Raw genomic sequence first — 25,516 nt, forward strand, 5'->3', positions numbered from 1 at the left:
AGCCCGTGAACCCGACGGCGGCACGCCAGGACGCCCGGCTATTGCTGGAGTTTCCGGGACTACTTCGACGTACGCAACTCCAACAGGTGCCGCGCGGTTTCCAGCTCTTTCTGCAACAGTTCGGCATCCGGCAGCACGGTACGGTAGTTCGCCGCCATCACCTTCGAAGGCAAGCCTTCCAGCGCATACCGCGCCAGCGCATGGCCCTTGTCTGCGCACAGAATCAAGCCCACGGGCGGGTTTTCCTCGGGGTAGGCCCAATGTTCCTTGGCATAGTTGCAATACATGTGCATCTGGCCCACGTCCGCATGGGTCAGGCTGCCCAGCTTCAAGTCGATGATGACCAAGCAACGCAACTTGCGATGGAAAAACAGCAGATCGACCCGATACCAAGTCTGGTCAATGCGCAAGCGCCGCTGCCGGCCGACGAAGGTGAAGCCTTCGCCCAGCTCCAGCAGAAAATCCTCCAGCCGCTGGATTAACGCGGCCTCCAGATCGGATTCCGAATACTCGTCCTTGAGGTTCAGGAACTCCAGTACATACGGGTCTTTGATCGCGTCGTCGGGCGTGACGGCATCCTCGGGCCTCGCCACAGCTCCCTTGACCAGCATCGCCGCCTTATCCTTGGACAAGGCGGTGCGCTCGTAGAACTGGCTGCCAATCTGCCGGTCAAGCTGGCGCACGCTCCAGCCGCCGCGTAGTGCCTCGGTTTCGTAGAAGCGCCGGGCATGGGTATCCTTGACCACCAGCAGCCGGACATAGGCCGACCACGGCAGCGTGAACACTTGCGCCAGCTCGGCGAGGCTCAATTTCCCAGACACCGTCTGGGATTTCTCATCAGGCAGCTCGTTGTCCAATTTCCCAGACAGTGTCTGGGAAATCTCGGAAACAGGGTATGCGAGGAAGAACCGCCGCATGTTCTCCAGGTTGTTGACGCCAAAGCCCCGCCCGAACCGCGCGGTCAGGTCAGCGGACAACCGGGCCATCAACTGTTCGCCGTACCCCGCGCGCCGCTTGCCCTGTTGTTCGGCCTCCACGATGCGGCGGCCAATCTCCCAGTAGCTGGCCGTCATCAGCGCATTGACGCTGCGCGCTGCTGCCTGGCGCGCGGCATCGAGCAGTTCCACGATGCCGCCGTGGATGCCCGCGTAGCCGGCAGGTACGGCGGCGGGTGCGGCTCCCACCGCCGCAGGCGTCTTCCTGGTCATGCGACCACCTCCGCAGGCCGCTGCGCCTCGGTGATCGTTTTGCGCCGGTTCGCCACCAACTCGGCGGCCTTGCGCACAGGGTCGTCCTCGGTGTGAACGTAGCGCATGAACATCGCCACGGTCTTGTGCGCCGTCAGCGCCATGCCGACTTTGACAGGGATACCCGAGTTGGCAATGTCCGTGGCCGAGCGATGGCGGATGCCGTGCGTGCCCACATGGGCCGCGCCCGCCGCCTTGAGGGCGCGGCTCCAGCCGCCGTAGTACTCGCCCGTGGTCAGATGCTTGCCGGGGTGGCGCGGAGAAGGCAGCACGTAAGGGCTGCCCTCCTGCCGTGGGGCCGTCGAGAGCAGCCGGTAGGCTTCCTCGCTCATGGGCTTGGACATGCCGCCGGTCTTGCTGTCGGGCCAGACTACACGCCGGTTTTCCAGATCCACCCAAGCCCATTCGAGCGTGACGACTTCGGAGCGGCGACCGGCGAACTCGAACTGCAGGCGGATCGCCAGCGGGATGACGTAGTTCTCCAGGCCCTCGGCCTCGATGTGCTCCAGTCGCCGAAACAGCTTGCCCATGTCCTCGTCGCTGATGAGGTGGGTGGCCTTGCCGTTGGGGTACATCGGGACGTGGCGGCAGGGATTGGTGCCGTCCGTCCGATGGCCCCATACCTCGGCCAGATTAAACATCTTGCGCATCACGCTGAAAGCGCGGTTCGCCTCGGCCGGCTTGTGGGCCATCTTCTTCATCGCCGTGGCCACGTCCGGCCGCTTCACATCCTGCACCTTCATGCGGCCCAGCATCGGAACGATGCAGCGGTCTATGACGGCCTGATACCCCCGCTGGGTGCTGGGCTTGTTGCGCTGCTTGGAGTAGTCCTCCATGAACTTGGTGCACAGCTCCTTGACCGTGGGGGCTGCGCGGGCAGCGGCCTTGGCCGCGCTGGGGTCGCCGCCCCGGCGCACCTCGGCCAGCCATTCCTGGGCCAGCGAGCGGGCCTGCTCGACGGTCAGTTCCCCGTACAGGCCCAGAGCGGGCTTGCGCCGCTCGCCGGCGTTCGTGCGGTACTGGAGCATGAAGACCTTGCGGCCCGCTGGTGTAACCTTGCACAGGAAGCCGGGCACCAGCGTGTCCCGGAGTTCGACGGCCTGCGCCTGGGGTAGCGCCGCATCGACTGCGGACTTGGTGAGCTTGAGTTTTGCCACGATGACTCCTCGGAAAGACCCGATTCCCAAGAGCCATGTAGGGGCCAGCAGAGGGGAAGCCGGGTCAGGTTTCGGAAAGCACCGGCATATGTTGAACTCGCCTAAGTTATTGATAAACCTGCTGCATCGGGTTTCGGCGTAGTCCAGCGAAGTTCGGTGCTGGAGTCATGGTGAAATGAAAAAAGCCCACTCCCGTTGACGGAGTGGGCTTTAGGGGGGAGAGACGGCCGTCGTCGTGGCGCCTGGCTTTAGCCTGTTCGACGGCTTTGGCGGATGTGCCTGTTATTTAGGCAGCCAGGCGCTTGGCCAGCGCGGCCTTGGCATCCACCAGGGCTTGCGGCAGGTTGTGCTTGAGTTGCGTGAACAGCTCCTCATGCAGCGCCAGCTCCTTCTGCCAGGCGGCGTGGTCGATCGAGGTGACCTGCTCGAACTGCTGCTTGGTGAAATCCAGGCCTTCCCAGTTCAGGTCCTCGAAGCTGGGCGAGGTGCCGAACACGTGGTCGGTGCCCTTGCCGCGGCCTTCGACGCGGTCGATCATCCACGACAGCACGCGCATGTTCTCGCCAAAGCCCGGCCACACGAAGTTGCCGGCCTCATCCTTGCGGAACCAGTTGACGCAGTAGATGCCCGGCAGCTTCGCGCCGGAAGCTTCCAGCTTCTTGCCCAGCGCCAGCCAGTGGCCAAAGTAGTCGCTCATGTTGTAGCCGCAGAACGGCAGCATGGCGAACGGGTCGCGGCGCACCACGCCTTGCTGGCCAGCGGCGGCGGCGGTGGTTTCCGAGCCCATGGTGGCGGCCATGTAGACGCCTTCGGTCCAGTTGCGCGCCTCGGTCACCAGCGGCACGGTGGTGGAGCGGCGGCCGCCGAAGATGAACGCATCGATGGCGACGCCAGCCGGGTTGTCCCAGTTATCGTCGATCGACGGGCACTGCACGGCCGGGGCGGTGAAGCGGGCGTTCGGGTGGGCAGCCTTGGCGCCGGTTTCCTTGGCGATGACCGGGGTCCAGTCCTTGCCCTGCCAGTCGATCAGGTGCGCCGGGGCTTCCTTGCTCATGCCTTCCCACCACACGTCGCCGTCATCGGTCAGCGCCACGTTGGTGAAGATGACGTTTTCCTTCAGGGTAGCCATCGCGTTGAAGTTGGTCTTCTCGCTGGTGCCCGGGGCCACGCCGAAGTAGCCGGCTTCCGGGTTGATGGCGTACAGGCGGCCGTCCTGGCCCGGCTTGATCCAGGCGATGTCGTCGCCGATGGTGGTGACCTTCCAGCCTTCGAAGCCCTTGGGCGGGATCAGCATGGCGAAGTTGGTCTTGCCGCAGGCCGACGGGAACGCGGCGGCCACGTGGTACTTCTTGCCTTCCGGCGAGGTCACGCCCAGGATCAGCATGTGCTCGGCCAGCCAGCCCTCGTCGCGGCCCATGGTGGAAGCAATGCGCAGCGCGAAGCACTTCTTGCCCAGCAGGGCGTTGCCGCCGTAGCCCGAGCCATACGACCAGATTTCGCGCGTTTCCGGGAAATGGACGATGTACTTGGTCGGGTTGCACGGCCACGCCACGTCTTTCTCGCCGGCAGCTAGCGGCTTGCCCACGGTGTGCACGCACGGCACGAACTCGCCATCGGTGCCCAGCACGTCGAACACGGCGCGGCCCATGCGGGTCATGATGCGCATATTGACGGCAACGTACGGCGAGTCCGACAGTTCCACGCCGATGTGGGCGATCGGCGAGCCCAGCGGGCCCATCGAGAACGGCACCACGTACAGCGTGCGGCCGCGCATGCAGCCGTCGAACAGGCCGGACAGCGTCTGGCGCATTTCAGCTGGGGCGGTCCAGTTGTTGGTGGCGCCGGCATCTTCCTTCTTCTGCGAGCAGATGAAGGTGCGGTCTTCCACACGCGCCACGTCGGACGGATCGGACAGCGCCAGGAACGAGTTCTTGCGCTTGGCCGGGTTCAGGCGCTTCATGGTGCCGGCGGCGACCATCTGCTCGCACAGGCGGTCGTACTCTTCCTGCGAGCCGTCGCACCAGTAGATATTGTCGGGTTTGGCGAGGGCCGCGAACTCGGCCACCCAGGCGACCAGCTTCTGGTGCTTGACCCAGGCCGGTACGTTGAGTGCGGGCGTGCCCTGCATGGTGGGGTGGTTCATACTGCTACTCCAAAGCGTAAAGGAAATCTTGCAAAGCCTGGCCGGTTGCCGCGGTCGGGAGACGGCTGGCAGCGCCCCATGACCTGGGCAGACCGCGGCAATTCGCCGTGGGTTCCGCACCGGGCCGCGTAGGGCGGCTCTGACCAGGATCGTCACATCCCGTTACAACTGCGCAGCGACCGGAACTGCGCAAAAGGTCGCGACAGGCCCCGCGGCTGCGCTACAGTGGCGCTTCGCCTGTGGCAGGGCCGCGCAGGCTTTGTCCGGCACGGCCCGGGTGTCGGGAGCAAGGCTCGACCGACAATCTGGGGCGGCACCGAAACCGGCAAGGATACCACCGCCGCGCGCCGCTGTTTTTTGCTCCGCAGCAATGTTTGTGCGCGATTCCGGGCCATGCCGTATTGTCTCGTTTGCCTGTGCGCCGGCTCACTTTCGCGTCGCGCGGGATTGTTCCCGCCACGTTGCGCACTCGGTGCGGTGTCGGGCGGCAGATGCTAAAACTATAACTTTGATGGGTGCGCCGCAATGTGGGTGTGCGCACCTTGCGATAGCCAAAATAGAGTCTCCGATGAAGATTGCCGTACTCGACGATTATCAGGATGCCGTTCGCAAGCTGTCGTGCTTCAGCCTGCTCGATGGTCACGACGTCAAGGTGTTCAACAACACTGTCAAGGGCGTTGGCCAGCTGGCGGCACGCCTGTCCGATGTGGAAGCCGTAGTGCTTATCCGCGAACGGTCGCGCATCACCCGGCAACTGCTGGAAAAACTCCCCAAACTCAAGATCATCAGCCAGACCGGGCGCGTTGGCGGCCATGTGGACGTCGAGGCTTGTACGGAGCGCGGCGTGGTGGTGCTGGAAGGCGCGGGCTCGCCCGTGGCCCCGGCCGAGCTCACCTGGGCCCTGATCATGGCGGCCCAGCGCCGCATTCCCCAGTACGTGGCCAGCCTCAAGCATGGCGCGTGGCAGCAGTCCGGGCTCAAGTCCACCACCATGCCGCCCAACTTCGGCCTGGGCCAGGTGCTGCGCGGGCAGACGCTCGGGATCTGGGGCTACGGCAAGATCGGCAAGCTGCTGGCGGGCTACGGCCGCGCCTTCGGCATGCATGTGCTGGTATGGGGACGCGAGAACTCGCAAAAAGCCGCGCGCGAGGACGGCCTGGCCGTGGCCGAGTCGCAGGAGCAATTGTTTACCGACAGCGATGTGCTGTCGTTGCACCTGCGCCTGAATGACGAGACCCGCGGGCTGGTCAAGCTGGCCGACTTCTCCCGCATGAAGCCCACCGCGCTGTTCGTCAACACCAGCCGCGCCGAGCTGGTCGAGGAAAACGCCCTGCTGGCCGCGCTCAACCGCGGCCGCCCCGGCATGGCGGCGGTCGATGTGTTCGAGTCCGAGCCCATCCTGCAGGGCCACGCCCTGCTTCGCATGGAAAACTGCATCTGCACGCCGCACCTGGGCTATGTCGAACGCGAAAGCTATGAGATGTACTTCCGCATCGCCTTCCAGAACATCCTCGATGTGCTGAGCGGCAAGCATGACAGCATCGCCAATCCCAAGGCGCTGACCCCGGCGCTGTCACGCTAAGCGCCAGCCCGCAGGCGCCCAAGCCGGCATCCTCGCCGGCGAGTGCGCTACGCTCAACGCGAACCGGGCAAAACCGCTACACTCGGACTTCCCGCGCGGCCTCTGGCCGCGTTTTCCGTCCTCCGCACCTCCATTCCCCGCCCTGTCGCCATGGATCCCAGGCTCGTGATGCTGTGCCTTGGCAATTTTGTCATCGGCACCGGCGCGATGATCGTCACCGGCATGCTCAATGACATTGCCGGCGATTTCCAGCTTGGAGCCGGCACCGCAGGCCAGTTGATCTCCGTGTTTGCGCTGGCGACCTGCGTCGGCGCGCCCTTGTTCGCCACGCTCGGCTCGCGCATCGACCGCCGGCTGCTGCTGGCGGGCTCATTGCTGGTCTATGCAGCGATGCACCTGGCCGCGGCCTTTGCGCCGAGCTTTGCCAGCCTGATGGCGATCCGCTTCCTGACTGCCATCGGCGCGGCCATCTTCACCCCGCAGGCTGCCGCCACCCTGCCGTTGCTGGTCAACGCGCAGACGCGCGGGCGCGCCATCAGCTTTGTCTTCCTGGGCTGGAGCGTGGCCAGCGTGGTGGGCGTGCCGATGGGGACGTGGATCGCCAGCACGCTGGGCTGGCGCTTCAGCATGGGGCTGGTGGGCTTGCTGGCGCTGGGCGCGTCGGTGGGCGTGTGGCGGGCCTTGCCTGCGCGCCTGTATGTGGAACCGGTGGGCCGGGCGGCCTGGGGCGCGGTGCTTCGGCACACGCCGATGGTGCTGGTGGTGGCCACCACCATGATCCAGTCGGCCGGGATGTTCACGCTGTTTACTTATATCGCCCCGCTGCTGCGCGACGTGCATGGCATCAGCGGCGGCACGCTCAGCCTGATGTTCCTGGCTTACGGCGCCTGCGGCGTCAGCGGCAATGTGCTGGCGGCGTCGCGCATGGACCGGGCCACGCCCGCGCGCATCGTTCAGGCCGCCATGCTGACCTCGCTGGCGGCCATGCTGCTGTGGCCGCTGGCGACACTGGGGCCGGTGGCGCTGGTGCTGATCTTCATGCTGTGGGGTGTCGGCGGCTTTGCCACCAACAGCGCGCAGCAGGCGCGGCTGGTTGCGCTGGCGCCGGAGCGCGCGGCGGTATCGATCTCGCTCAACTCGTCTTCCATCTACCTCGGCCAGGCCCTGGGCGCGATGGGCGGTGCGGCGATCTACGCGACCGCCGGCCCCGACTCCCTGCACTGGGGGGCGGCAGCGCTGATGCTCTTGGCACTGGTGGTGTCGCAGCGGGCGCGGGTGCTGGGGCAGCGCTGGTGCCTGCGCGAGACGGCACGGCAGCAGGCCTGAGCCAGCCGACTCACAACCCGCTGGACAAAGCAGACAAAGCCGCCAGCCGTGCGGCGCCGCACACGCGGCAGCCGCTTGATACCGCTGTTTGGAAAATCCCGGCGCTAAGATAAAGAACACAGGATCAAGGAGACGGCATGAGCACATCCAACGGCATGCGCCTCATCGCCATCAGCGTTGGCAAGGCGGTCCCGCTCTTCGTGGCGGCGGTGGGCACCGAGGCGGTGGTGATGTCCGGCATCCGCAAGCATCCGCTCAGCACCTTGCTGCACCCGCTGTCGGTGGCGGTGCGCCCGCTGGGGCTGGCAGGCGACGAGCAGGCTGACCTGAGCGTGCATGGTGGCCTGGACAAGGCGGTCTACGCCTACCCGGCCGAACACTACGACTGGTGGAACGCGCGCCGCCGGGAAGCACGGCTGCCTGAAGCCGAGAAGCCGCTCGTGCCGGGTGCCATGGGCGAAAACCTGACCCTGGAGGGCGTGCTCGAGACCGATCTGTGGGTGGGGGATCTGCTGCGCATTGGCAACGTCGTGCTCCGGGTGGAGTCGCCGCGCCAGCCCTGCTACAAGTTCAACGCCGTGATGGGCTACCGCCATGCGATCAAGCATATGGTGCAAAGCGGGTATTCCGGCTTTTACCTGAGCGTGGCCACCCCGGGCGATCTCCAGGCCGGCGCCGCGGTGGTCATCGAGCCAGGACCGCGCGACGTGGCGATAGAAAGCATCAACACCCGGCAACGCAATGGCCGCCAGGCCCCGCTTTTCTGATAATGTTTGGCTCGCGATACAAGCAGGCATCCTTCCGCGCTGTAATAGTTTGTAATGGCGCGGATTGCATGGGTACTGGCCTTCAACGCCCCTGATCCTGTACTACTAGCGGTTTTCCGCGGCGCGGCACCGGCTTCCCAGAAGGCCGGGCCACGGGGGAGCGGGCGCATTTTGCGCGCACTGTCAGAGAGTCCTCACATGAAAACGAACGGGATCGACCAGGCCAAGGGCTTCGTCGACGCTAAGTGGAGTTCTTCCACGGGTACCGGCAAGGGCATGTCGCCCTGGTTGCTCGGCGCGGTCTTGATCGCGCTGGCTGCTGGCGGATGGTTCGGCTGGCGTGCCTGGACGGCGCCCAAGCCGGCGGCCAAGGCGCCGCCCGTGGTGGTGGTGACGACCGCCGTGGTGCAGCAGGGCGACGTGCCGCTGCGGGTGACGGCCAACGGCACGGTGAGTGCGCTCGCCACGGTGGAGATCCGCCCGCAAGTGTCCAGCACCGTGCGCACCGTGCATATCAAGGAGGGCCAGACCGTCAAGCCGGGCGACCTGCTCTTCACGCTCGACACCCGCATGGACGAGGCCAACCTCGCCAAGGCCCAGGCCCAGCTGATGCGCGACCAGGCCGACCTGCACGATGCTCGCCGCACCTTGGCGCGCAGCAATGAGCTGCTGGAGCGAAACTTCATCTCCAAGAGCGCGGTGGATACGGCCCAGGCCAAGGTCGACGGCTTTGAGGCCACCCTGCGCGCCGACCAGGCCGCCATCGAGGCCAGCCGCGTGGCGGTCAGCTATGGCGCCATCCGCGCCACCATCGGCGGGCGCACCGGCGTGATCAACATGTTCCCCGGCTCGCTGGTGACGCCCAACAGCGCCCTGCCGATGGTCACCATCGCCCAGGTGCAGCCGATTGCCGTCACCTTCACCCTGCCCGAGCGCCAGCTCGCCGCGCTGCGCGAGGCCCTGCACGCCGGCCCTGTTGCCGTGACCGCGCTGCCCAACGACGGCAGCAAGACCCCCGTGACCGGCAAGATCAGCTTTGTGGATAACACGGTGGACCCGCAGTACGGCAGCATCCGCGTCAAGGCGCAGTTCGACAACGACGAGCAGCGCCTGTGGCCGGGGACGTATGCCAACGTGGACGCCGTGGTGCAGACCTTGAAGAACGCGCTGTCGGTGCCGCCGCAGGCGGTGGTGACGGGGCCGGAAGGCCGCTTTGTCTATGCGGTGCAGGCGGACAACCGCGTCAAGCCGATGCCGGTGAAGGTGCAGGTCTCCACTGCCAGCGCCGCCGTGATCGAGGGCGTGCCGCCCGGCACGCGCGTGGTGGTGGAAGGCGCGCAGAACCTGCGCGCCGGCAGCATGGTGCGGGAAGCGACGCCCGCGGCCAAGGCCGGCGCGGCAAGCGCTGCCGCCGCCGATGCGAACGCCAATGCCAAGCACTGAGCCCAGGGCACTGACACCATGACCCTGTCCGAGCTTTGTATCCGCCGCCCGGTGATGACGATCCTGCTATGCCTGGCAGTGATCGTCACCGGTATTGCGCTCTACCCCACCATCCCGATCGCGGCGTTGCCGTCGTTCAACTCGCCGGTGATCCAGGTCACGGCCACCTTGCCAGGGGCCAGCCCCGAGACCATGGCGGCCTCGGTGGCGACCCAGCTGGAAAAGCAGTTCGCCACCATTCCCGGCGTGTCGGTGATCAGCTCGTCGAACACGCTCGGCAACTCCAGCATCACCATCGAGTTCAACAACGACCGCGACATCGACGCCGCGGCCGTGGACGTGCAGGCGGCGCTGTTCCGCGCGCAGCGCGCGCTGCCGATCGAAATGACGGTGCCGCCGTCGTACCGCAAGGTCAACCCGGCCGATGCGCCGGTGCTGCTGCTGGCGATCAACTCGCCGGCCATGAGCCTGGCCGAGCTCAACGCCTTCGGCGACAACCTGATCTCGCCCAGCCTGGCCACCTTGCCAGGCGTGGCGCAGGTGCAGGTGTTCGGGCAAAAGCGTTTCGCCGTGCGCGTGCGCGCCCACCCGGACGCGCTTGCCGCGCGCGGCCTCACGCTGGATGAGCTGGCCACGGCGCTGAACCGCGCCAACGCCAATACGCCGGTCGGCACGCTGGACGGCGCGCGCCAGACGCTCACCATCCAGGCCAACCGCCAGCTTGCCAGCGCCGACGCGTTCCGCAACATCATCGTGGCCAGCCAGCCCAGCGGCGCGCTGGTGCGGCTGTCTGACGTGGCCGATGTGGAAGACAGCGTCGAGACCATCAAGACCGGCAGCTGGCTCAACAACGAGCGCTCGATCGTGCTGGCCGTGCTGCGCCAGCCGGATGCCAATACGGTGGCGGTGGTGGACGCCATCAAGAACGCGCTGCCGCGCCTGATCCAGCAGATGCCGGATTCGGTCAACGTGGCGGTGGTCAACGACCGCTCGCAGTCGATCCGCGAATCCATCCACGACGTGCAGTTCACGCTGGCCCTGACCGTCGGGCTGGTGGTGATGGTGATTTTCCTGTTCCTGCGCCGCGCCGCCGCCACGCTGATTCCCACCGTGTCGCTGCCGATCTCGCTGATCGGCACGGTGGCGCTGATGAAGGCCTTCGGCTACAGCCTGGACAATGTGTCGCTGCTGGCCATTACGCTCGCCGTGGGTTTGGTGGTGGACGACGCCATCGTGATGCTGGAAAACATCGTGCGCCATATCGAGGAGGGCGTGCCGCCGCTCAAGGCCGCGCTGGTCGGCTCGCGCGAGATGGGGTTCACCATCCTCTCGATCTCGATCTCGCTGGTGGCGGTGTTCATCCCCATCTTCTTCATGCCGGGCGTGATCGGCTTGCTGTTCCACGAGTTCGCGGCGGTGGTGTCGCTGGCCATTCTGGTATCGGCGCTGGTGTCGCTCACGCTGATCCCGATGTTGTGCGCGCGCTTCCTGTCGGCCGAGAACGTGCCGATCGACGAGTCGCAACATGCCTATGGCGACCACGCGGATGCCAGCCACGCGCCGGCCATCGTGCAGAAGCAGACCATCGGGCTGCGCTCCACCCAGTGGTTCGAGAACCTGTTCGAATTCACGCTCCACCGCTATGCGCGCGGGCTTGACTGGTGCCTGGCGCACCGCAAGTCGGTGCTGGCGGTGGCCGGCCTGACCTTCGTGCTGACCGCGGTGCTGTTCGTGATGATCCCCAAGGGCTTCTTCCCGGAAGAAGACATCGGGCAGATCCAGGTCAATGCCGAAGGCCCGCAGGATATTTCCTTCGACGCCATGGCCGACCGACTGCGCGATGCGGCCGAGCGCATGCGCAAGAACCCGGCGGTGCGCAGCATCGTGATCTCGATCGGTGGCGGCCCCTCCCCCGCCATCAACACGGGCCGCATGTTCATCGAGCTCAAGCCGCTGGGCGAGCGCCCCAAGATGGCCAAGGTGGTGGAGTCCCTGCGCAAGGACGTGTCGGGCATCGCCGGCCTGGCGGTCTACTTCTCGCCGGTGCAGAACCTGCGCCTGGGCGGGCGCCAGAGCAAGAGCCGCTACCAGTACACGCTGCAAAGCGTGAAGGCCGGCCAGCTGCAGGAATACTCCGACAAGCTGATGGGCAAGATGCGCGCCGATCCGCTGTTCCGCGATGTCACCAGCGATTCTCAGCAATCGGGCCTGGAGGCGCAGCTGTCGATTGACCGCGACAAGGCCAATGCGCTGGGCGTGCAGATCCAGGACGTGCGCCAGGCGCTGTACTCCGCCTTTGGCGAGCGCCAGGTGTCGACCATCTATACCCCGATCGACAACTACTACGTGATCCTGCAGGCGGCCGATATCGACCGTGCCGACGAGACCGCGTTCTCCAAGCTCTACGTGCGCAGCAAGACCGGGCAGATGGTGCCGATCTCCGCCTTCGCGACTACCGAGCGCCGGGTCGGGCCAATTGCCGTGAACCACCAGGGCCAGCTGCCCTCGGTGACGGTGTCGTTCAACCTTGCGCCGGGCGCGGCGCTTGGCGCGGCCTCCGCCAAGATCGATGTCTACAAGCAAGAGATCGCCATGCCTGGCTCGATCTTCACGAGCTGGGGCGGCGACGCGGCGGTGTTCCAGTCGTCCCAGGCTACGCAGGTGCTGCTGCTGGTGGCGGCGCTCGCGGTGATCTACACGCTGCTGGGCGTGCTGTACGAGAGCTACATCCATCCGCTGACCATCCTGGCCGGCCTGCCGTCGGCGGCCGTTGGCGCGCTGCTGACGCTCTTCCTCTTCGATGTGGAGCTGTCGCTGATCGCCACCATCGGCGTGCTGATGCTGATCGGGATCGTCAAGAAAAACGCCATCATGATGATCGACTTCGCGCTGGCGGCGCAGCGCGAGCAGGGCATGGCCCCGGCGCGCGCGATCCGGCAGGCCTGCCTGCTGCGCTTCCGCCCGATCATGATGACGACCTTCGCCGCCGTGATGGGCGCGCTGCCACTGGCGCTCGGCCTGGGCGCGGGCGCCGAGCTGCGCCAGCCGCTGGGCCTGGCGGTGGTGGGCGGCCTGCTGTTCTCGCAGGTGATCACGCTGTTCATCACGCCGGTGATCTATCTGGCGCTCGATCGGTTCTCGGGCACCGGCCCGCTGCAGATCGACGAACAAGGCAATCGCCTGCCGGCCCTGGTGGGTGGGGAGGCTGCGCACTGAGCGTGCTGCCGTAGCCAATCGCGACGCCTCGGGGGCGGTGCCGGATCGGTCGGCACCGCCCTTTTTGTTTCGGCAGCGTTGCGGCTTCGTTGCGGCATTGCCACCAATCGGGGCGCTCCGTACGCGGGGGCAGGGATTGTGGTGATCCATGCTTTACAAATAGTTACTTATTGATAATAATTCGCATTCTCAATAATGCGTGACCGGGTTCGCCGAGCCACGCCTGACCACGCGAGCCAGCCACAGTCTTCGCACTAGCCAGCCAGCGTTTCGCTTTCTTTGGGGAAATTCCATGAAACGCCGCTGTCTGGCGCGCTTGCGCGCCTCTGCCTCTATCCGAGTCACCCGAGTCACGCCCATCGCCGCCGTCTGCGCCGCCCTTGGCGGTCCCGTCCTGGCTGCCGAGCCGGCCGCCGATCCGGCCCGCCACTTAAGCGAGGTGGTGGTCACCGCCACGCGCACCGAGGAGCGCGCCGATGCCGTTGCCTCCACCATCACCGCCATTGACGCCAGCCGGATCGAACGCGCCCAGCCCGTTGACGAGACCGCCCTGTTCGCCGATGAGCCCGATATCGATGTGCCCCGCGACCGCCGCCGCTTTGGTGCCGGCAGCATCAATATCCGCGGCATCGAAGACAACCGTGTGCTGCTGATGGTCGATGGCGTGCGCCTGCCCGACTACTACAACGGCGGCGGCCCCTCCAACCTGTCCAGCGCCACGCGCGACGCGCCCGAGTTCTCCTTCCTCAAGCGGGTCGAGGTGCTGCGCGGGCCGGCGTCCAGCCTGTACGGCTCGGACGCTATCGGCGGCGTGGTGTCGTATGTCACCAAGGATCCCGAAGACATCATGCGCGGGCGCGCGGTGGGGGGCGAAGCCGGGCTGTCGTGGAACGGCATCGACCGCAGCTTCGGCCAGACCGCGGGCGTGGCCGGCGGCAACGAGACCATCAAGGGCTTGTTCATGTACGCGCACCGCAAGGGGCACGAAGTGCAGAGCATGGGTGGCAACGACACCACGTCGACCGGCCGCACCAAGGCCAATCCGCAGAACAGCGAGACCAACGCGTGGCTCGGCAAGATCGTGCTCGACCCGGCCGCGGGCCATCGCCTCAAGCTGACTTACGAGCATCGCGACAACGACACCTTCACCGATATCCGCCGGCTGTCCACCGCGCTGCCGCGCGTGACCTCCGCCAACGGCACCGAGGACCTGTCGCGCAACCGCGTCAGCCTGGACTACGAATGGAAGCCGGCCAGCCGCGTCATCGATCGCCTGAGCGCGTCGGTGTTCTACCAGGAGAGCGAGTCCAACACCGTGACCAACCAGGTGCGCAGCCGTACCAGTTCGGGTTGCTCGGGCTCCACCGCGGGCACCAGCCTGTGTGACGTCAACCTGCTGTTCGGTTTTCGCCAGCAGCAGACCGGCTTCAACTTGCAGGCCGACAAGTCGTTCAATACCGGCGTTGTCGGCCACCGGCTGATCACCGGCGTGGACTTCCTGCGTACCCAGACCAGCGAGATGCGCGACGGCACCACCTACAACCGCACCACCGGCGTGGTGTCCAAATCGCTGGCCGGCGACAACTTCCCGATCCACGATTTCCCCAAGGGCGAAACGCGCCAGACCGGCATCTTCGTGCAGGATGAGCTGCAGTTCGCCGGCGGCCGCTTCACGCTCACGCCGGGCCTGCGCTTTGACCACTACTCGCTCGGCCCGGATGACGACAAGCTCTACAACAGCGTGGCTTCCAAGCCCGCCATCAGCAAGAGCGATTCGGCACTGTCGCCCAAGCTCTCCGCGCTGTGGCAGGCCACCGACCGCATCAACCTGTGGGCCCAGTACGTATTCGGATACCGCGCGCCCAACTACCAGGAGATCAACGGCAGCTTTCGCAACACCATCCAGGGCTACGGCGCCGCGCCCAATGGCGACCTGAACCCGGAGAAGAGCCGCTCGTTCGAGATCGGCGCGCGCTATACGGATGAACGCGTGCAGACCAGCGTCGCGGTGTTCGACAACCGTTACAAGGACTTCATCGAGCAAGTCGCGCTGCGCTGCCCGTCGGATCCCGCTTGTCTTGCCGGCCTGCGCGCGACATACCAGTACCGCAACCAGAGCAGCGTGCGCATCTACGGCGCCGAGTGGCGCGGCAGCTACCGCTTCCTGCCGCAATGGCGCGTGGACAGCGCCGTGGCCTACGCGCACGGCAACAACGAGCAGACCGGCCAGCCCCTCAACAGCGTCTCGCCGCTGCGCGCCAGCGCCGCGCTGACGTGGGAGCGCGGCAGCAGCAGCCAGGGCCAGGGCGCAAGCCTGCGCTGGCGCGGCGCGCGCGCCGTGACGCGCACCGACGACACCTCCTTCGCCTACTTCAAGCCGGGCGGCTATGGCGTGGCCGACATCCAGGGCTGGTGGCGCTTTAACCGCTACGCCAGCCTGGTGCTTTCGGTGAATAACGTGTTCGACAAAAAGTACTGGTTGTGGGGCGATGTGCGCCAAGGCAGCGTGGCCGCCAGCGAGCCGGGCCTGGACTTCTATACGCAGCCAGGACGCACCTTTGCCGCCAGCGTGAAGCTGTCGTTCTGACCAGAGGCGAATCGACCGACATGTCCCCACAAGATAAAACCAGGATGCGGCTTGTCCGCGCGTTGTGCCTGCTGTGGATAACCTGGCTGGTGCTCGGCATGCAGCCAGCGTCGGCAGCGCCGCGCATCGCGGTGCTGACCACCTCGCCCGTGCCCGCCGGCAAGTTCGAGCCGCTGCAGGCCATGGCGCGCGCGCACGGCATGACGCTGGATGCGCGCTACCTGGAGCGCATGAACGCGCAGGATATCGCGCCGTTTATCGACGGCGCCAGCCTGCTGATCCTGGATGCGCCACGCGACCATATCGTCACCGAGATGCTGGCCAAGCTCGGGCCGCTGTGGACCCATGCGCGCGTGCCGCGCCTGCTGATTGCCACTGACCGCTTCGACGCGCACGGCGTGGATAACGCGCTGGGCGCGAAGCTGCAGGCGTACTACGTCAATGGCGGCCGTGCCAACTTCGACGCGATGATGCGCACGCTGGCTGCGCAGCAGTTCAAGCTGCATGTGGACAACGCTATTCCCGCGCCAGTCGTATTCCCCAAGGCCGCTTACTACCATCCGCGGCTTGCCAGCGTGGTGACGGCCTCGCCGGAAGATGCACTCAAGGTGTCCGGCCACGCCGGTGAACCGGTGATCGGCGTCGCCATCCACCAGGCCTACGTGTCGGGGCTGGACAGTGCCTTTATCGACGACCTGATCGCGCGCATCGAAGCGCGCGGCGCGCGCGCGCTGGTGTTCTATAGCGGCGTCATGGAGGCGGGCGGCGTGCAGCACATGGCCGCGCCTGGCGGCAAGCGCATCGTCGACGTGCTCATCAACGGCCAGATCATGCTCAACGCGGCTGGCCGCAAGACGGAGTTCGAGGCGCTCGGCATCCCGGTGCTGCAGGTCATGCCTTATCGCAAGGGCGACGCGCAGGACTGGGAGCGCGACCCGCACGGCATCAGCCTCACGGACACGCCCTTCTACCTCGTGCAGCCCGAGCTGGCCGGCGTGAGCGATCCCATGCTGGCCGCAGCCACCTCGCACAAGGACGGCAGTATCGTCAGCCTGCCGGCGCAGCTCGATGCCGTGGCGGACAAGGCGCTGGCGCTCACGCGCCTGCAGCGCACGCCGAACGCCGACAAGCGCGTGGCGATCCTGTTCTACAACTATCCGGCGGGCGAGAAGAACCTGTCGGCATCGTTCCTCAACCTGCCGCGCAGCCTGTCGTCCACGCTGGCCGCATTGCATGGGGCCGGCTACCGTACCGATGCTGCGGATGCGCTCGCGCTGCAGCGTGATCTGGGCGCATTGCTCGCACCCTTCTATCGCGATGGACAACTTGCCGCGCTGCTCGACGCGGATCGCGCGGTGTGGATGCCGATGACGCAATACCGCCGCTGGTACGACGCGCAACCTGCTGCGTTTCGCGCCGAGGTCAGCGCGCGCTGGGGCGAACCCGAAGCCTCGTCGATGGCGATCCGGCGCAACGGCGTGGCCGGCTTCGCCATCCCGCGCCTGCAACTCGGCAACGTGGCCCTGATGCCGGTACCGCCACGCGGCGAGCGCGACGAAGCCGCCGAGAAAGCGCTCTATCACTCCACCAAGACGCCGCTTAGCCATTTCTACATGGCGGCCTACCTGTGGGCGCGCGAAGGGCGCGAGGCGCTGGTGCACTACGGCACCCACGGCACGCAGGAATGGACACCGGGCAAGGAGCGCGGCCTGTCCGTGACCGACCAGCCCTACCTGGTGCTCGGCAGCGTGCCGGTGATCTATCCCTATATCGTCGATGACGTCGGCGAGGCACTGCAGGCCAAGCGCCGTGGCCGCGCCACCATCGTCAGCCACCAGACGCCGCCGTTCAAGCCGGCGGGCCTGCACACGGATCTGTCGGCGCTGCACGACCAGTTGCACAACTACCTGCAGCAGGACGACGGCGCAGTGAAGGACACGCTGCGCGAGGACATCCTCAAGCGCAGCGCGCGCATGCACCTGCTCGACGACATGGGCTGGCCGCAAGCCCGCGCGAGCGCGCAGTTTGCCGAATACCTCGATGCGCTGCACACGCATCTGCACGAGCTCGCCGGGGCATTGCAGCCCTACGGCCTGCATACGTTCGGCCAGTCGCAGGATCCCGAGCTGCGGTTGTACACGGTGATGGCCATGCTCGGGCAACCGTGGCTCAAGCGCGTGTTTCCCGACGAGCCGGAAGAACTGTTCGCGCTCGACTACAAGCAGCTCGCGCAATCGGCGCCGTACGCCATGCTGCGCAAGTACGTGATCGACGGCGCGCCGCTGACCAACCTTGCCGACGCCAGACAGCGCGAAGACATGGAGCGTGCCCGCACGCTGTACGCCAGCCTGGATGCCGCGCCGGAGAGCGCATCCATCCTCACCGCGCTGGCCGGGGGCTACGTGCTGGCCGGCACCGGCGGCGACCCGGTGCGCCATCCCGACGCACTGCCGACCGGGCGCAACCTGTATGGGTTCGATCCCTCGAAGGTACCTAGCCGCGAAGCGTGGCAGGCCGGCCAGGCCACGGCCGAGAGCATGATTGCCGACTGGCGCAAGCGCCACGGCAAATGGCCCACCAAGCTGGCCTTCTCGCTGTGGAGCGTGGAGACCATGCGCCATCAGGGCATGCTGGAGGCGCAGGCGATGGCCGCCATGGGCATTCGCCCGAAGTGGGACGGCGGCGGCCGCGTGGTCGGCGTGGAAGCGATTCCCGCCGCCGAGCTCAAGCGGCCGCGCGTGGACGTGGTGCTGTCCGCTACCGGCCTCTATCGCGATCACTTTCCCAACCTGATCAAGTGGCTGGCCGAAGCGGTCAAGCTCGCCGCCGCGCAGCCCGAGCCCGACAACGCCGTTGCCGCCAGCACGCGCGCGCTCAGCGCGCGGCTGGCGCAACGCAAGGCCGCGGACATGACCCCGGAGCGCATCGAGTCGCTGGCGCTCACGCGCGTCTTCGCCAGCGAGACCGGCAACTATGGCACGGGACTGAACGACGCTACGCTGGCCAGCGACAGCTTCGGTAGCGGCAAGGAAGCGGACGCCAAGCTGGCCAAGCTCTATCTCGCGCGCATGCAATACGGCTATGGGCCCGACGAGAAGACGTGGGGCGAGAAACTGCCACAACTCAATCTCTACGCAGAGAACCTCAAGGGCGTGGAGGGCGCGCTGCTGGCGCGTAGCTCCAACCTGTACGGCATGCTGACTACCGACGATCCTTTCCAGTATCTCGGTGGCATCGGCCTGGCCGTGCGCCACCTGACGGGCAAGGCGCCGGAGCTGCTGATCTCCAACCTGCGCGATGCCAACAGCGCACGCACGCAGACGGCGGCGTCCTTCCTCGCCACCGAGCTGCGCACGCGCTACTTCCATCCCGGCTGGATCGAAGGCATGAAGGCCGAGGGCTATAGCGGCGCGCTCAACGTGCTCGATACCGTGAACAATTTCTGGGGCTGGACCGCGGTCGCGCCGGAGATTGTGCGCGACGACCAGTGGACCGAGTTCGCCGAAGTCTACGTCAAGGACAAGCACAAGCTCGGCCTGGACGCATGGTTCGAGCAGAACGCGCCACAGGCCCAGGCGCAGGTAATCGAGCGCATGCTGGAAGCCGCGCGCAAGGGCTACTGGCGGGCCGATCCCGAGATGCTCAAGACGCTGGCCGACAGGTGGCGGGCGCTGTCGCAGCGGCACGATATCCGCAGCGACAACCGCAGCTTCAATCGCTACGTGCAGCAGCAGGCCATGGCGCCCGGCGCCGCGGGCTATGGCACGCAGGCTCCGACGGCACCGCCCGCCGCCGCGCCGAAGGCCGCGGCCCCGCTGGCGCCGCCGCGTCCTGCCCGGCAGCAAGCACAAGCACAAGCGCAGGCGCAGCCCAAGCCGCAACCCGAGCCCAAGGCACAGCCGCAAACGGTGCCGGTGCAAGGCATGCAACTGGTCGAGAAAAAGCCTCCCGCTGCGGCGCTCGTGCCCGTGCTGTCGTGGCTTGCCGGCGGCATCGCACTGGCTGGCGCCATGCTGGGCGGCGCCCTCAGCGCGCGCCGCCGCGCTGGCGCTGCGCCCTTCTTCCAAAAGCAATCCGAAACCCACTGACGCATCATGACTCCTACCCTGCTTGAAACCCTGATGTACGACGTCGGCCAGTTGTTCCTGTTTCCGACGCTGGCCCTGATCGGGCTGCTGTTCCTGTACGCCTTCTGGGCGCTCGGCGAGTTCATCACGCAAGGCTGGCAACGCCGCCGTCACGGCATTGAGACGGGGCGCGGCTATGTGCTGGTCGCGTTCGCCCTGCGCCACCGTATCCAGGACCCGGACACGCTTGACGTGACCGCGCACCGCCTGCTGGAGTGGCCGCGCATTGCCACGCGCGTCGCGCCGATGCTAGGACTGGTGGCCACCATGATCCCGATGGGGCCCGCGCTCAAGGGCCTGTCCGGGGGCAACCTCGCCAACGTGGGCGAGAACCTCACCATCGCGTTTTCCGCGGTGATTCTTGCGCTGATCGCTGCCAGCATCACCTTCTGGGTGGTCAACGTGCGTCGCCGCTGGCTCGCCGAGGAGCTGGTGTGGCTGGGCAAGCATCAACCGCAGTGGGAGGTGGACGCATGAAGTTCCTGGAGGAGAGCGAGGCCGACGATCCCATCCTGTCGGTAGTCAACCTGATCGACGTGTTCCTGGTGGTGATCGCCGCGTTGCTGGTGGCCATCGCGCAGAACCCGATGAACCCGTTCACGCACGCGGACGTCACCATCATCACCAATCCGGGCAAGCCCAACATGGAGATCGTCTCCAAGCAGGGCGAGAAGGTCGTGCGCTACCAGGCCAGCGGCCAGGTCGGCAGCGGTGACGGCACCAAGGCCGGCGTGGCGTACCGGTTGCAGGACGGCTCGATGGTGTATGTGCCGGAAGCCGCGGCCGCGCGGTAAAACTGCGCAATAATGAGCACAAGCGAGCCATCGCAACCAGGATTACTTAGCCATGCGGATTCGTCACAGCGTTGCCAGCCTAGCCAGTTATGTCCCTACCCGCGCCGCCGCACTGGCGCTCGCGGCCGCCATGTTCGCCGCGCTCGCCGGTTGCGCCGGCACGCCACCCGCCGCCGTGGCTGGCGATGTCGCGCATCAGTTCACCGGCAAGACCTATGTGCTGCTGGGCGAGGTCCACGACAACGCCGATGGGCAAAAGCGGCGCCTGCTGGCGTTGTCCGACGCACTGGCAGCCGGCTGGCGCCCGGCCATCGCGATGGAACAGTTCGACCGCGAGCGCCAGGCCGATATCGATCGCGCCCGCCGCGAGCGGCCCGGCGACGCGGCGTATGTCGTGGCGCAGGCGGGTGGAAAGAGCTGGCAGTGGGAGCTTTACACGCCGGTAGTGGCGCTGGCCTTGCGCTACGACCTGCCGCTGGTGGCGGCCAACCTGTCGCGCGCGGATGCAAGCAAGATCGTGCGCGACGGGCTGGACGGCGTGTTCGATGCGACGCAGCGCAAGCGCCTCGGCCTCGCCGCGCCGCTGCCCGCGGACGTGGTGACCGAGCAGACCGCGGTGCTTGACCGTGGCCACTGCGGCAATTTCCCCAAGTCCATGCTGCCCGGCATGCTGGACGCGCAGGCCGCGCGCGATGCGGTCATGGCGGCCTCCATGCGCGAATACGCCGACCGCGGCGCCGTGCTGATCGCCGGCAACGGCCACGTGCGGCGCGATGTGGGCGCGCCGCGCTGGCTCGCCGCCGAGCCGGGCGCGATCTACAGCGTGGGTTACCTGGAGCAGGCCAGCGGCCACGAGATCGGCGCCTATGATCGCGTGGTGCTGGTGCCGGTGCACAAGCGGCCTGATCCGTGCGAGGGCGCCAAGCCGGCGGCAATGGCCGAGCCGGCCTGAATCCGGCGGCGCGCCTAGCCGAACAGCTCCTCGGCCACGGTGGGATGCAGCTGCACCGTGGTCTGCAGGTGCGACAGCTTCACCCCGAGCCGCACCGCCACGGCAAACGCCTGCATGATCTCGGGCGCGGCGTTGTCCATCATATGGGCGCCCAGCACGCGCCCGCTGCGCGCATTCACCACCAGCTTGACCATCGACGCCTGCTCGCTGCCGGCAAAGCGATTCTCAAGCGAGACGAAGCGGCGCACCACGGTGTGGATGCGCTCCGGCTTGCCAGCTGCCTCGATGGCCGCATGCTCCGTCAGTCCCACGCTGCCGATCGCCGGCTCGCAGAAAACCGCCGTTGGCACCAGGTCGAAATCCGCGCGGTCGTCGCGGCGGCCGAACAGGCGGTCGGCCAGCCAGCGGCCCTGAGCGCCGGCCACCGGCGTGAGGTGCAGGCCGTCGATGACGTCGCCAATGGCATGGATCGAGCGCACCTTGGTGCGCAACGAGCGGTCCACCTGGATGCCGCCCTTCTGCGTTTTCGCGATGCCCAGCGCCTCCAGGCCGAGCCCGTCCCAATGCGGGTCGCGCCCGATCGCCGCCAGCGCCGCCTGCGCGCGCACGGTCTGGATGCGGTCATTGCCATGCTGCCGGTAGCACACGTCGATGGCGCCGTTGGCCTGGTTCAGCAGCGTCACCTCGGCATTGAAATGCAGGCGCACGCCCTTGGCGGCGAGCGCTTCGGCCAGCGCCTCGGCCACTTCGTGGTCAAAGCGCGTCAGCAGGCGTGCCTCGCGCACCAGCATCTCCACCTTGACGCCATAGCGCGACAGGATCGAGGCTTGCTCCACCGCGACGTAGCCGCCGCCGATCACCACCAGCGAGGCTGGCAGGCTCTGCCAGGTGAAGATGTCGTCGGAGGTGCAGGCCAGCTCGCCACCCGGCACCGGCAACGCGCGCGGCCGTGCGCCGGTGGCAATCAGGATGCGTTTGGCGCGGATGGTCTCGGCGCCCACCTGTACCTGGTCGGCGGCGCTGACCGTGGCGTCGCCGCGCAGCAGCTCCACGCCGGCTTGCTGCAGCCGGTGCGTGTAGGCCACGTGCAGCCGCGCCATTTCGGCGTTGACGTGCACAATGGCATCGCTCCAGTCTTCCTTGCCGCCGGTGTGCGAAAGGCAGCCTGACAGTATGGCCGCGAGGCTGGCGCCATACGAGAGCATTTTCTTGGGCACGCAGCCGCGGTTGATGCAGGTGCCGCCGATCGCGTCGCGCTCCACCAGCACCACGCGCGCGCCCAGCGTGGCCGCGCGCCGCGCAGCCGCCACGCCGCCCGAGCCGGCACCGATCACCACGAAATCCGCTTCGCGCTGCGTGCCGGGCTTGCGCTTGCCACGACGGGGGACTCGCTCGACAGCCTGCTCGGTGCTGGCCCTGCGGGCGCTCTGGCGCTCGGTCGTGGATCTTGCCTGGCGTTTCGTCATCAATGCCTCCTGTGGCGGCGCGAAGGCCGCATTGCACATCGTGATGACGGAGCCGCGAGCACGGCCGGCGCGCTGGAGCGCTACCCGGCGGTGCCAAGCTCCGTCTTCATGACAGACGGCCAGTCACGCAAAAAGGTTTCCCCGTCGCGCCGGCCGAGTTCGTAGGCACCGATCATCGCGCCGGGCTGGGTGTAGTCCCAGCTCGAGATCGGAACCCGTTGCGAAGGTTGCAGGTAGAGCCGGCGCTGCGCGCCGTGTTGCAGGACAAAGCGGCGCGGGCGCGGATAGAGCCGCGTCACCAGCACCAGCACGTTGCCGGGCGTTGCGTCGAGCGCGTCGACCGGCACATTGTCGACCATGCCGCCATCCAGCACGGGCCGGCCGTCGCGCCGCAGCACCGGCGTGAAGGGCGGGGTCGAGGACGATTGCAGCAGCAGGTCCGCCAGCTGCTCGGGCGAGCCGCAGTCCTGCGCGCGCACGAACTCGGGATGAAACCCCAGCTTGCGGCCCAGGCGCGGGTGCAAGGTCTTGAGCCAGTGTTTCTCGATGTTGTAGGCGACCAGCCCGGCCATCACCGCTAGCCGCGGGCCGCTCCAGCGCGGGATGTGGGCCACGCCGATGCGGATCTCCGGCGCCGTCTGCAGGTTTGCCAGGCGGCCCTCGCCGAAGATGTTCAGCAATGCCGTGCGGTAGATGCCGTAATGCGGAAACACGCGCTGCTTGCTCAGCAGGTTGCCCCAGTACGCATTGCGCCGGTTGCCCGCAAGCACCTCGCCGTAGTACGCCATCACCTGGCGGGAGTCGTGCGTATAGATCATGCACGCCGTGGCGGCCCCGGCCGAAATCCCCGTGATGACACGCGGGCGCAGCCCCAGCTCGGGCGCCACCGTATCCCACCAGCCCGCCTGCCACCAGCAGCGGTTGCCGCCGCCGGCAAACACCACCTGGTCGAACCGCGAGGCGGCGGCGGGCGGGATGGGGGCAGGCGTCAGGCTGCGGGGCTCAGGCATGGAGATAGCTTGGGAGATTGCGTGCAATTTGGCGTGCGATTTGGCGTGCAATTGGGTGATGTGCCGCTCACAGCAGCGCGTAAGTGGTGGTGGCCTGCACGGCTAGCTTGCCATCGGTGCCGGTCAGCTCGATCTCGCCGAACACCACGGTCCTGCCCAGGCGCAGCACATTGGCGCGCACCAGCACGTCGCCCTCGATCACCGGGCGCATGAAGTTGGTGGTGAGCGTGACGGTGGTCATCGGCCTGAAGGCGCCAAGTGCATTGGCGACGGCCACGATCATGGCGGTATCGGCGGCGGACATCAGCACCTGGCCGCACACCACGCCACCCGCATGGCGAAATGATTCGTCAAAAGGCAGGCGCAGCGTTACGCCCTGCGCATCAACGTGCTCGGCACGCAGCCCGAGCTGGCGCACCCATGGCGCCAGGACCCGCTGCAGGGTGTGGTCGATATCGGCAAGCGTGAAGCCGGATTCCGGCGTGGGTTCTAGCGTTGGCTCTGGCATGGCACGCCCGTTTGTCTGGGATGGGGCCGGGCCAGGTTGCTATTCCGTCTCCTGCGGCGCGGCACGATGTTTGAGCCAATGATACAGGGGGCCGGTGCACAGCACCACGAAGGCCATCCGGATCACGTGGAAGGCGGTGACCAGGGGCACGCCAAGCTCCAGCACCTTGGCCGTGATGCACATCTCGGCGATGCCGCCGGGCGTGGTGCCGAGGATGGCGGTGGCGGGATGCACGCCGGACAGTGCGGACAGGCCCCAGCCGAACAGCGCGGAGAGCACCAGCGCCGCCAGCGTGTACACCGCCACGCCGCCGAGAAAGCGCGGCGCGGTATGGAGAAAGTCGCGCGAGAAACGCGCGCCCAGCGACACGCCGATCATCAACTGGCCGGCGCGGCTCATCCACGTGGGGATGGCGGACAACTCGATGCCCGAGGCGGTCAGCACGGCGGCCGCCAGCAGCGTGCCGATCACGAAGGGATTGGGCAGGTTGAAGTGCTTGAGCACCAGCGCCACGCTGACCGTGATCGCGATCAGCACGGGCAGCCACAGGTAGTCCACCGTGCGTGGCCCGGGCACGTATGGGTCAAGCCCGTGGATGCCGCCGTACTGGAACAGCGCGGGCACGGCCACCACCACCATCAGCACGCGCAGCGAATGCGCGGCCGCCACCTGGTCGATGCGCGCGCCGTTGCGCTCGGCCAGGTTGGCCATCTCCGACGCGCCGCCGATGGCGGTGGAGAAGTACGCTGTCTTGAACGCCACGCCGGTGGTCTTGCGCAGCAGCCAGGCGCCGCCGCAGCCGAGCAGCAGCGCAAACAGCGATCCTGCGACGATATACGGCAGGAACTCGATCAGCCGCGCCACCACGTCGGACGTGAAGTAAAGCCCGAGCGAGGTGCCAATGGCCCACTGCCCGGCATTGCGCGCCTGCGTGGGCGCGCGCAGGTCGGCGCCGCGCATGCGCGCGATGGCGACCGCCAGCAGTGGGCCGATCATCCATGGCAACGGCGTGTGCAGCAGCGTGCAAACGAGCGCGGCGGCCAGGCCGAGCAGCAGCGTCAAGAGGACCGGACGCCAGCGGTGAAGGAGAAAGGGCATGTTGCAGCGGCCTGGCGCGCGGGGCGCCGGCGCGATGTTCTTGTGGTGGAGCGCAATGTAGAGATAGCGCGGCCGATGCCATGGCGCGACAAA

At 67.0% G+C, this 25,516-nt stretch carries 17 protein-coding genes; 10 read left to right on the plus strand and 7 right to left on the minus strand.

The features are described from left to right. Positions 1-59: 59 nt before the first annotated feature. From F7R26_RS20635 to F7R26_RS20645, 3 genes are all read right to left on the minus strand, one after another. Positions 60-1,208 carry a PDDEXK nuclease domain-containing protein gene (locus F7R26_RS20635; protein WP_150986385.1) on the minus strand — a complete coding sequence of 383 codons (1,149 nt, stop codon included), beginning with the start codon at positions 1,206-1,208 and terminating at the stop codon, positions 60-62. Continuing rightward, positions 1,205-2,404 (minus strand): tyrosine-type recombinase/integrase, encoded by a 1,200-nt coding sequence (locus tag F7R26_RS20640; RefSeq protein WP_150986386.1) that lies wholly within the window; start codon positions 2,402-2,404, stop codon positions 1,205-1,207. Before F7R26_RS20640 ends, F7R26_RS20635 begins: the two co-directional genes overlap by 4 nt. 286 nt (positions 2,405-2,690) lie before the next feature. Then, positions 2,691-4,547 (minus strand): phosphoenolpyruvate carboxykinase (GTP), encoded by a 1,857-nt coding sequence (locus F7R26_RS20645; protein ID WP_150986387.1) that lies wholly within the window; start codon positions 4,545-4,547, stop codon positions 2,691-2,693. A 568-nt stretch (positions 4,548-5,115) separates the two neighbouring features. Here F7R26_RS20645 and F7R26_RS20650 point away from each other — a divergent pair. The 10 genes from F7R26_RS20650 (at position 5,116) to F7R26_RS20695 (ending at position 21,341) form a co-directional block, all read left to right on the plus strand. After that, complete coding sequence (locus F7R26_RS20650) at positions 5,116-6,129, plus strand: D-2-hydroxyacid dehydrogenase family protein (RefSeq protein ID WP_150986388.1); 1,014 nt, start codon at positions 5,116-5,118, stop codon at positions 6,127-6,129. Positions 6,130-6,279: 150 nt separating this feature from the next. Next, positions 6,280-7,455: an MFS transporter gene (locus tag F7R26_RS20655; protein WP_150986389.1), complete on the plus strand. Its 1,176-nt coding sequence runs from the start codon at positions 6,280-6,282 to the stop codon at positions 7,453-7,455. A 137-nt stretch (positions 7,456-7,592) separates the two neighbouring features. Further along, entirely contained in the window at positions 7,593-8,222 is a 630-nt protein-coding gene (locus tag F7R26_RS20660; protein WP_150986390.1) for an MOSC domain-containing protein, read from the plus strand. A 198-nt stretch (positions 8,223-8,420) separates the two neighbouring features. Beyond that, on the plus strand, positions 8,421-9,665 hold the full coding sequence (locus F7R26_RS20665) for an efflux RND transporter periplasmic adaptor subunit (RefSeq protein WP_150986391.1): 1,245 nt from the start codon (positions 8,421-8,423) through the stop codon (positions 9,663-9,665). 18 nt (positions 9,666-9,683) lie between these two features. Then, positions 9,684-12,881, plus strand: a complete 3,198-nt coding sequence (locus tag F7R26_RS20670; protein WP_150986392.1) for an efflux RND transporter permease subunit — start codon at positions 9,684-9,686, stop codon at positions 12,879-12,881. 292 nt (positions 12,882-13,173) lie between these two features. Further along, complete coding sequence (locus F7R26_RS20675) at positions 13,174-15,468, plus strand: TonB-dependent hemoglobin/transferrin/lactoferrin family receptor (RefSeq protein ID WP_150986393.1); 2,295 nt, start codon at positions 13,174-13,176, stop codon at positions 15,466-15,468. Between the two features lie 44 nt (positions 15,469-15,512). Then, on the plus strand, positions 15,513-19,556 hold the full coding sequence (gene cobN / locus F7R26_RS20680) for a cobaltochelatase subunit CobN (protein WP_150986394.1): 4,044 nt from the start codon (positions 15,513-15,515) through the stop codon (positions 19,554-19,556). 6 nt (positions 19,557-19,562) lie between these two features. Continuing rightward, the gene (locus F7R26_RS20685; protein ID WP_150986395.1) at positions 19,563-20,072 is read left to right on the plus strand and encodes a MotA/TolQ/ExbB proton channel family protein; all 510 of its coding nucleotides are present in this window, start codon (positions 19,563-19,565) and stop codon (positions 20,070-20,072) included. Next, entirely contained in the window at positions 20,069-20,389 is a 321-nt protein-coding gene (locus F7R26_RS20690) for a DUF2149 domain-containing protein (RefSeq protein ID WP_150986396.1), read from the plus strand. Before F7R26_RS20685 ends, F7R26_RS20690 begins: the two co-directional genes overlap by 4 nt. Positions 20,390-20,441: 52 nt before the next feature. After that, a complete protein-coding gene (locus tag F7R26_RS20695) occupies positions 20,442-21,341 on the plus strand; it encodes a ChaN family lipoprotein (protein ID WP_193692106.1) in 900 nt (299 codons plus the stop codon). Positions 21,342-21,355: 14 nt separating this feature from the next. Here F7R26_RS20695 and F7R26_RS20700 read toward each other — a convergent pair whose 3' ends face one another. From F7R26_RS20700 to F7R26_RS20715, 4 genes are all read right to left on the minus strand, one after another. Then, on the minus strand, positions 21,356-22,807 hold the full coding sequence (locus tag F7R26_RS20700; RefSeq protein WP_150986397.1) for a dihydrolipoyl dehydrogenase family protein: 1,452 nt from the start codon (positions 22,805-22,807) through the stop codon (positions 21,356-21,358). Positions 22,808-22,887: 80 nt separating this feature from the next. Further along, positions 22,888-23,817, minus strand: coding sequence for a patatin-like phospholipase family protein (locus F7R26_RS20705; protein WP_150986398.1), 930 nt, complete (start codon positions 23,815-23,817; stop codon positions 22,888-22,890). 67 nt (positions 23,818-23,884) lie between these two features. Further along, the gene (locus F7R26_RS20710) at positions 23,885-24,325 is read right to left on the minus strand and encodes a PaaI family thioesterase (RefSeq protein ID WP_150986399.1); all 441 of its coding nucleotides are present in this window, start codon (positions 24,323-24,325) and stop codon (positions 23,885-23,887) included. A 39-nt stretch (positions 24,326-24,364) separates the two neighbouring features. Continuing rightward, entirely contained in the window at positions 24,365-25,423 is a 1,059-nt protein-coding gene (locus tag F7R26_RS20715) for an AbrB family transcriptional regulator (protein ID WP_150986400.1), read from the minus strand. Positions 25,424-25,516: the final 93 nt, after the last annotated feature.

The organism is Cupriavidus basilensis (genome assembly GCF_008801925.2).
GTDB lineage: Bacteria > Pseudomonadota > Gammaproteobacteria > Burkholderiales > Burkholderiaceae > Cupriavidus > Cupriavidus basilensis.

Bases quoted from the DNA above. Each gene is read 5' to 3' on its own strand.
- F7R26_RS20715 (WP_150986400.1), bottom strand. From the start codon at position 25,423: ATGCCCTTTCTCCTTCACCGCTGGCGTCCGGTCCTCTTGACGCTGCTG.
- F7R26_RS20660 (WP_150986390.1), top strand. From the start codon at position 7,593: ATGAGCACATCCAACGGCATGCGCCTCATCGCCATCAGCGTTGGCAAG.
- F7R26_RS20710 (WP_150986399.1), bottom strand. From the start codon at position 24,325: ATGCCAGAGCCAACGCTAGAACCCACGCCGGAATCCGGCTTCACGCTT.
- F7R26_RS20650 (WP_150986388.1), top strand. From the start codon at position 5,116: ATGAAGATTGCCGTACTCGACGATTATCAGGATGCCGTTCGCAAGCTG.
- F7R26_RS20635 (WP_150986385.1), bottom strand. From the start codon at position 1,208: ATGACCAGGAAGACGCCTGCGGCGGTGGGAGCCGCACCCGCCGCCGTA.
- F7R26_RS20655 (WP_150986389.1), top strand. From the start codon at position 6,280: ATGGATCCCAGGCTCGTGATGCTGTGCCTTGGCAATTTTGTCATCGGC.
- F7R26_RS20670 (WP_150986392.1), top strand. From the start codon at position 9,684: ATGACCCTGTCCGAGCTTTGTATCCGCCGCCCGGTGATGACGATCCTG.
- F7R26_RS20645 (WP_150986387.1), bottom strand. From the start codon at position 4,547: ATGAACCACCCCACCATGCAGGGCACGCCCGCACTCAACGTACCGGCC.
- F7R26_RS20700 (WP_150986397.1), bottom strand. From the start codon at position 22,807: ATGACGAAACGCCAGGCAAGATCCACGACCGAGCGCCAGAGCGCCCGC.
- cobN (WP_150986394.1), top strand. From the start codon at position 15,513: ATGCGGCTTGTCCGCGCGTTGTGCCTGCTGTGGATAACCTGGCTGGTG.
- F7R26_RS20695 (WP_193692106.1), top strand. From the start codon at position 20,442: ATGCGGATTCGTCACAGCGTTGCCAGCCTAGCCAGTTATGTCCCTACC.
- F7R26_RS20675 (WP_150986393.1), top strand. From the start codon at position 13,174: ATGAAACGCCGCTGTCTGGCGCGCTTGCGCGCCTCTGCCTCTATCCGA.
- F7R26_RS20705 (WP_150986398.1), bottom strand. From the start codon at position 23,817: ATGCCTGAGCCCCGCAGCCTGACGCCTGCCCCCATCCCGCCCGCCGCC.
- F7R26_RS20685 (WP_150986395.1), top strand. From the start codon at position 19,563: ATGACTCCTACCCTGCTTGAAACCCTGATGTACGACGTCGGCCAGTTG.
- F7R26_RS20690 (WP_150986396.1), top strand. From the start codon at position 20,069: ATGAAGTTCCTGGAGGAGAGCGAGGCCGACGATCCCATCCTGTCGGTA.
- F7R26_RS20665 (WP_150986391.1), top strand. From the start codon at position 8,421: ATGAAAACGAACGGGATCGACCAGGCCAAGGGCTTCGTCGACGCTAAG.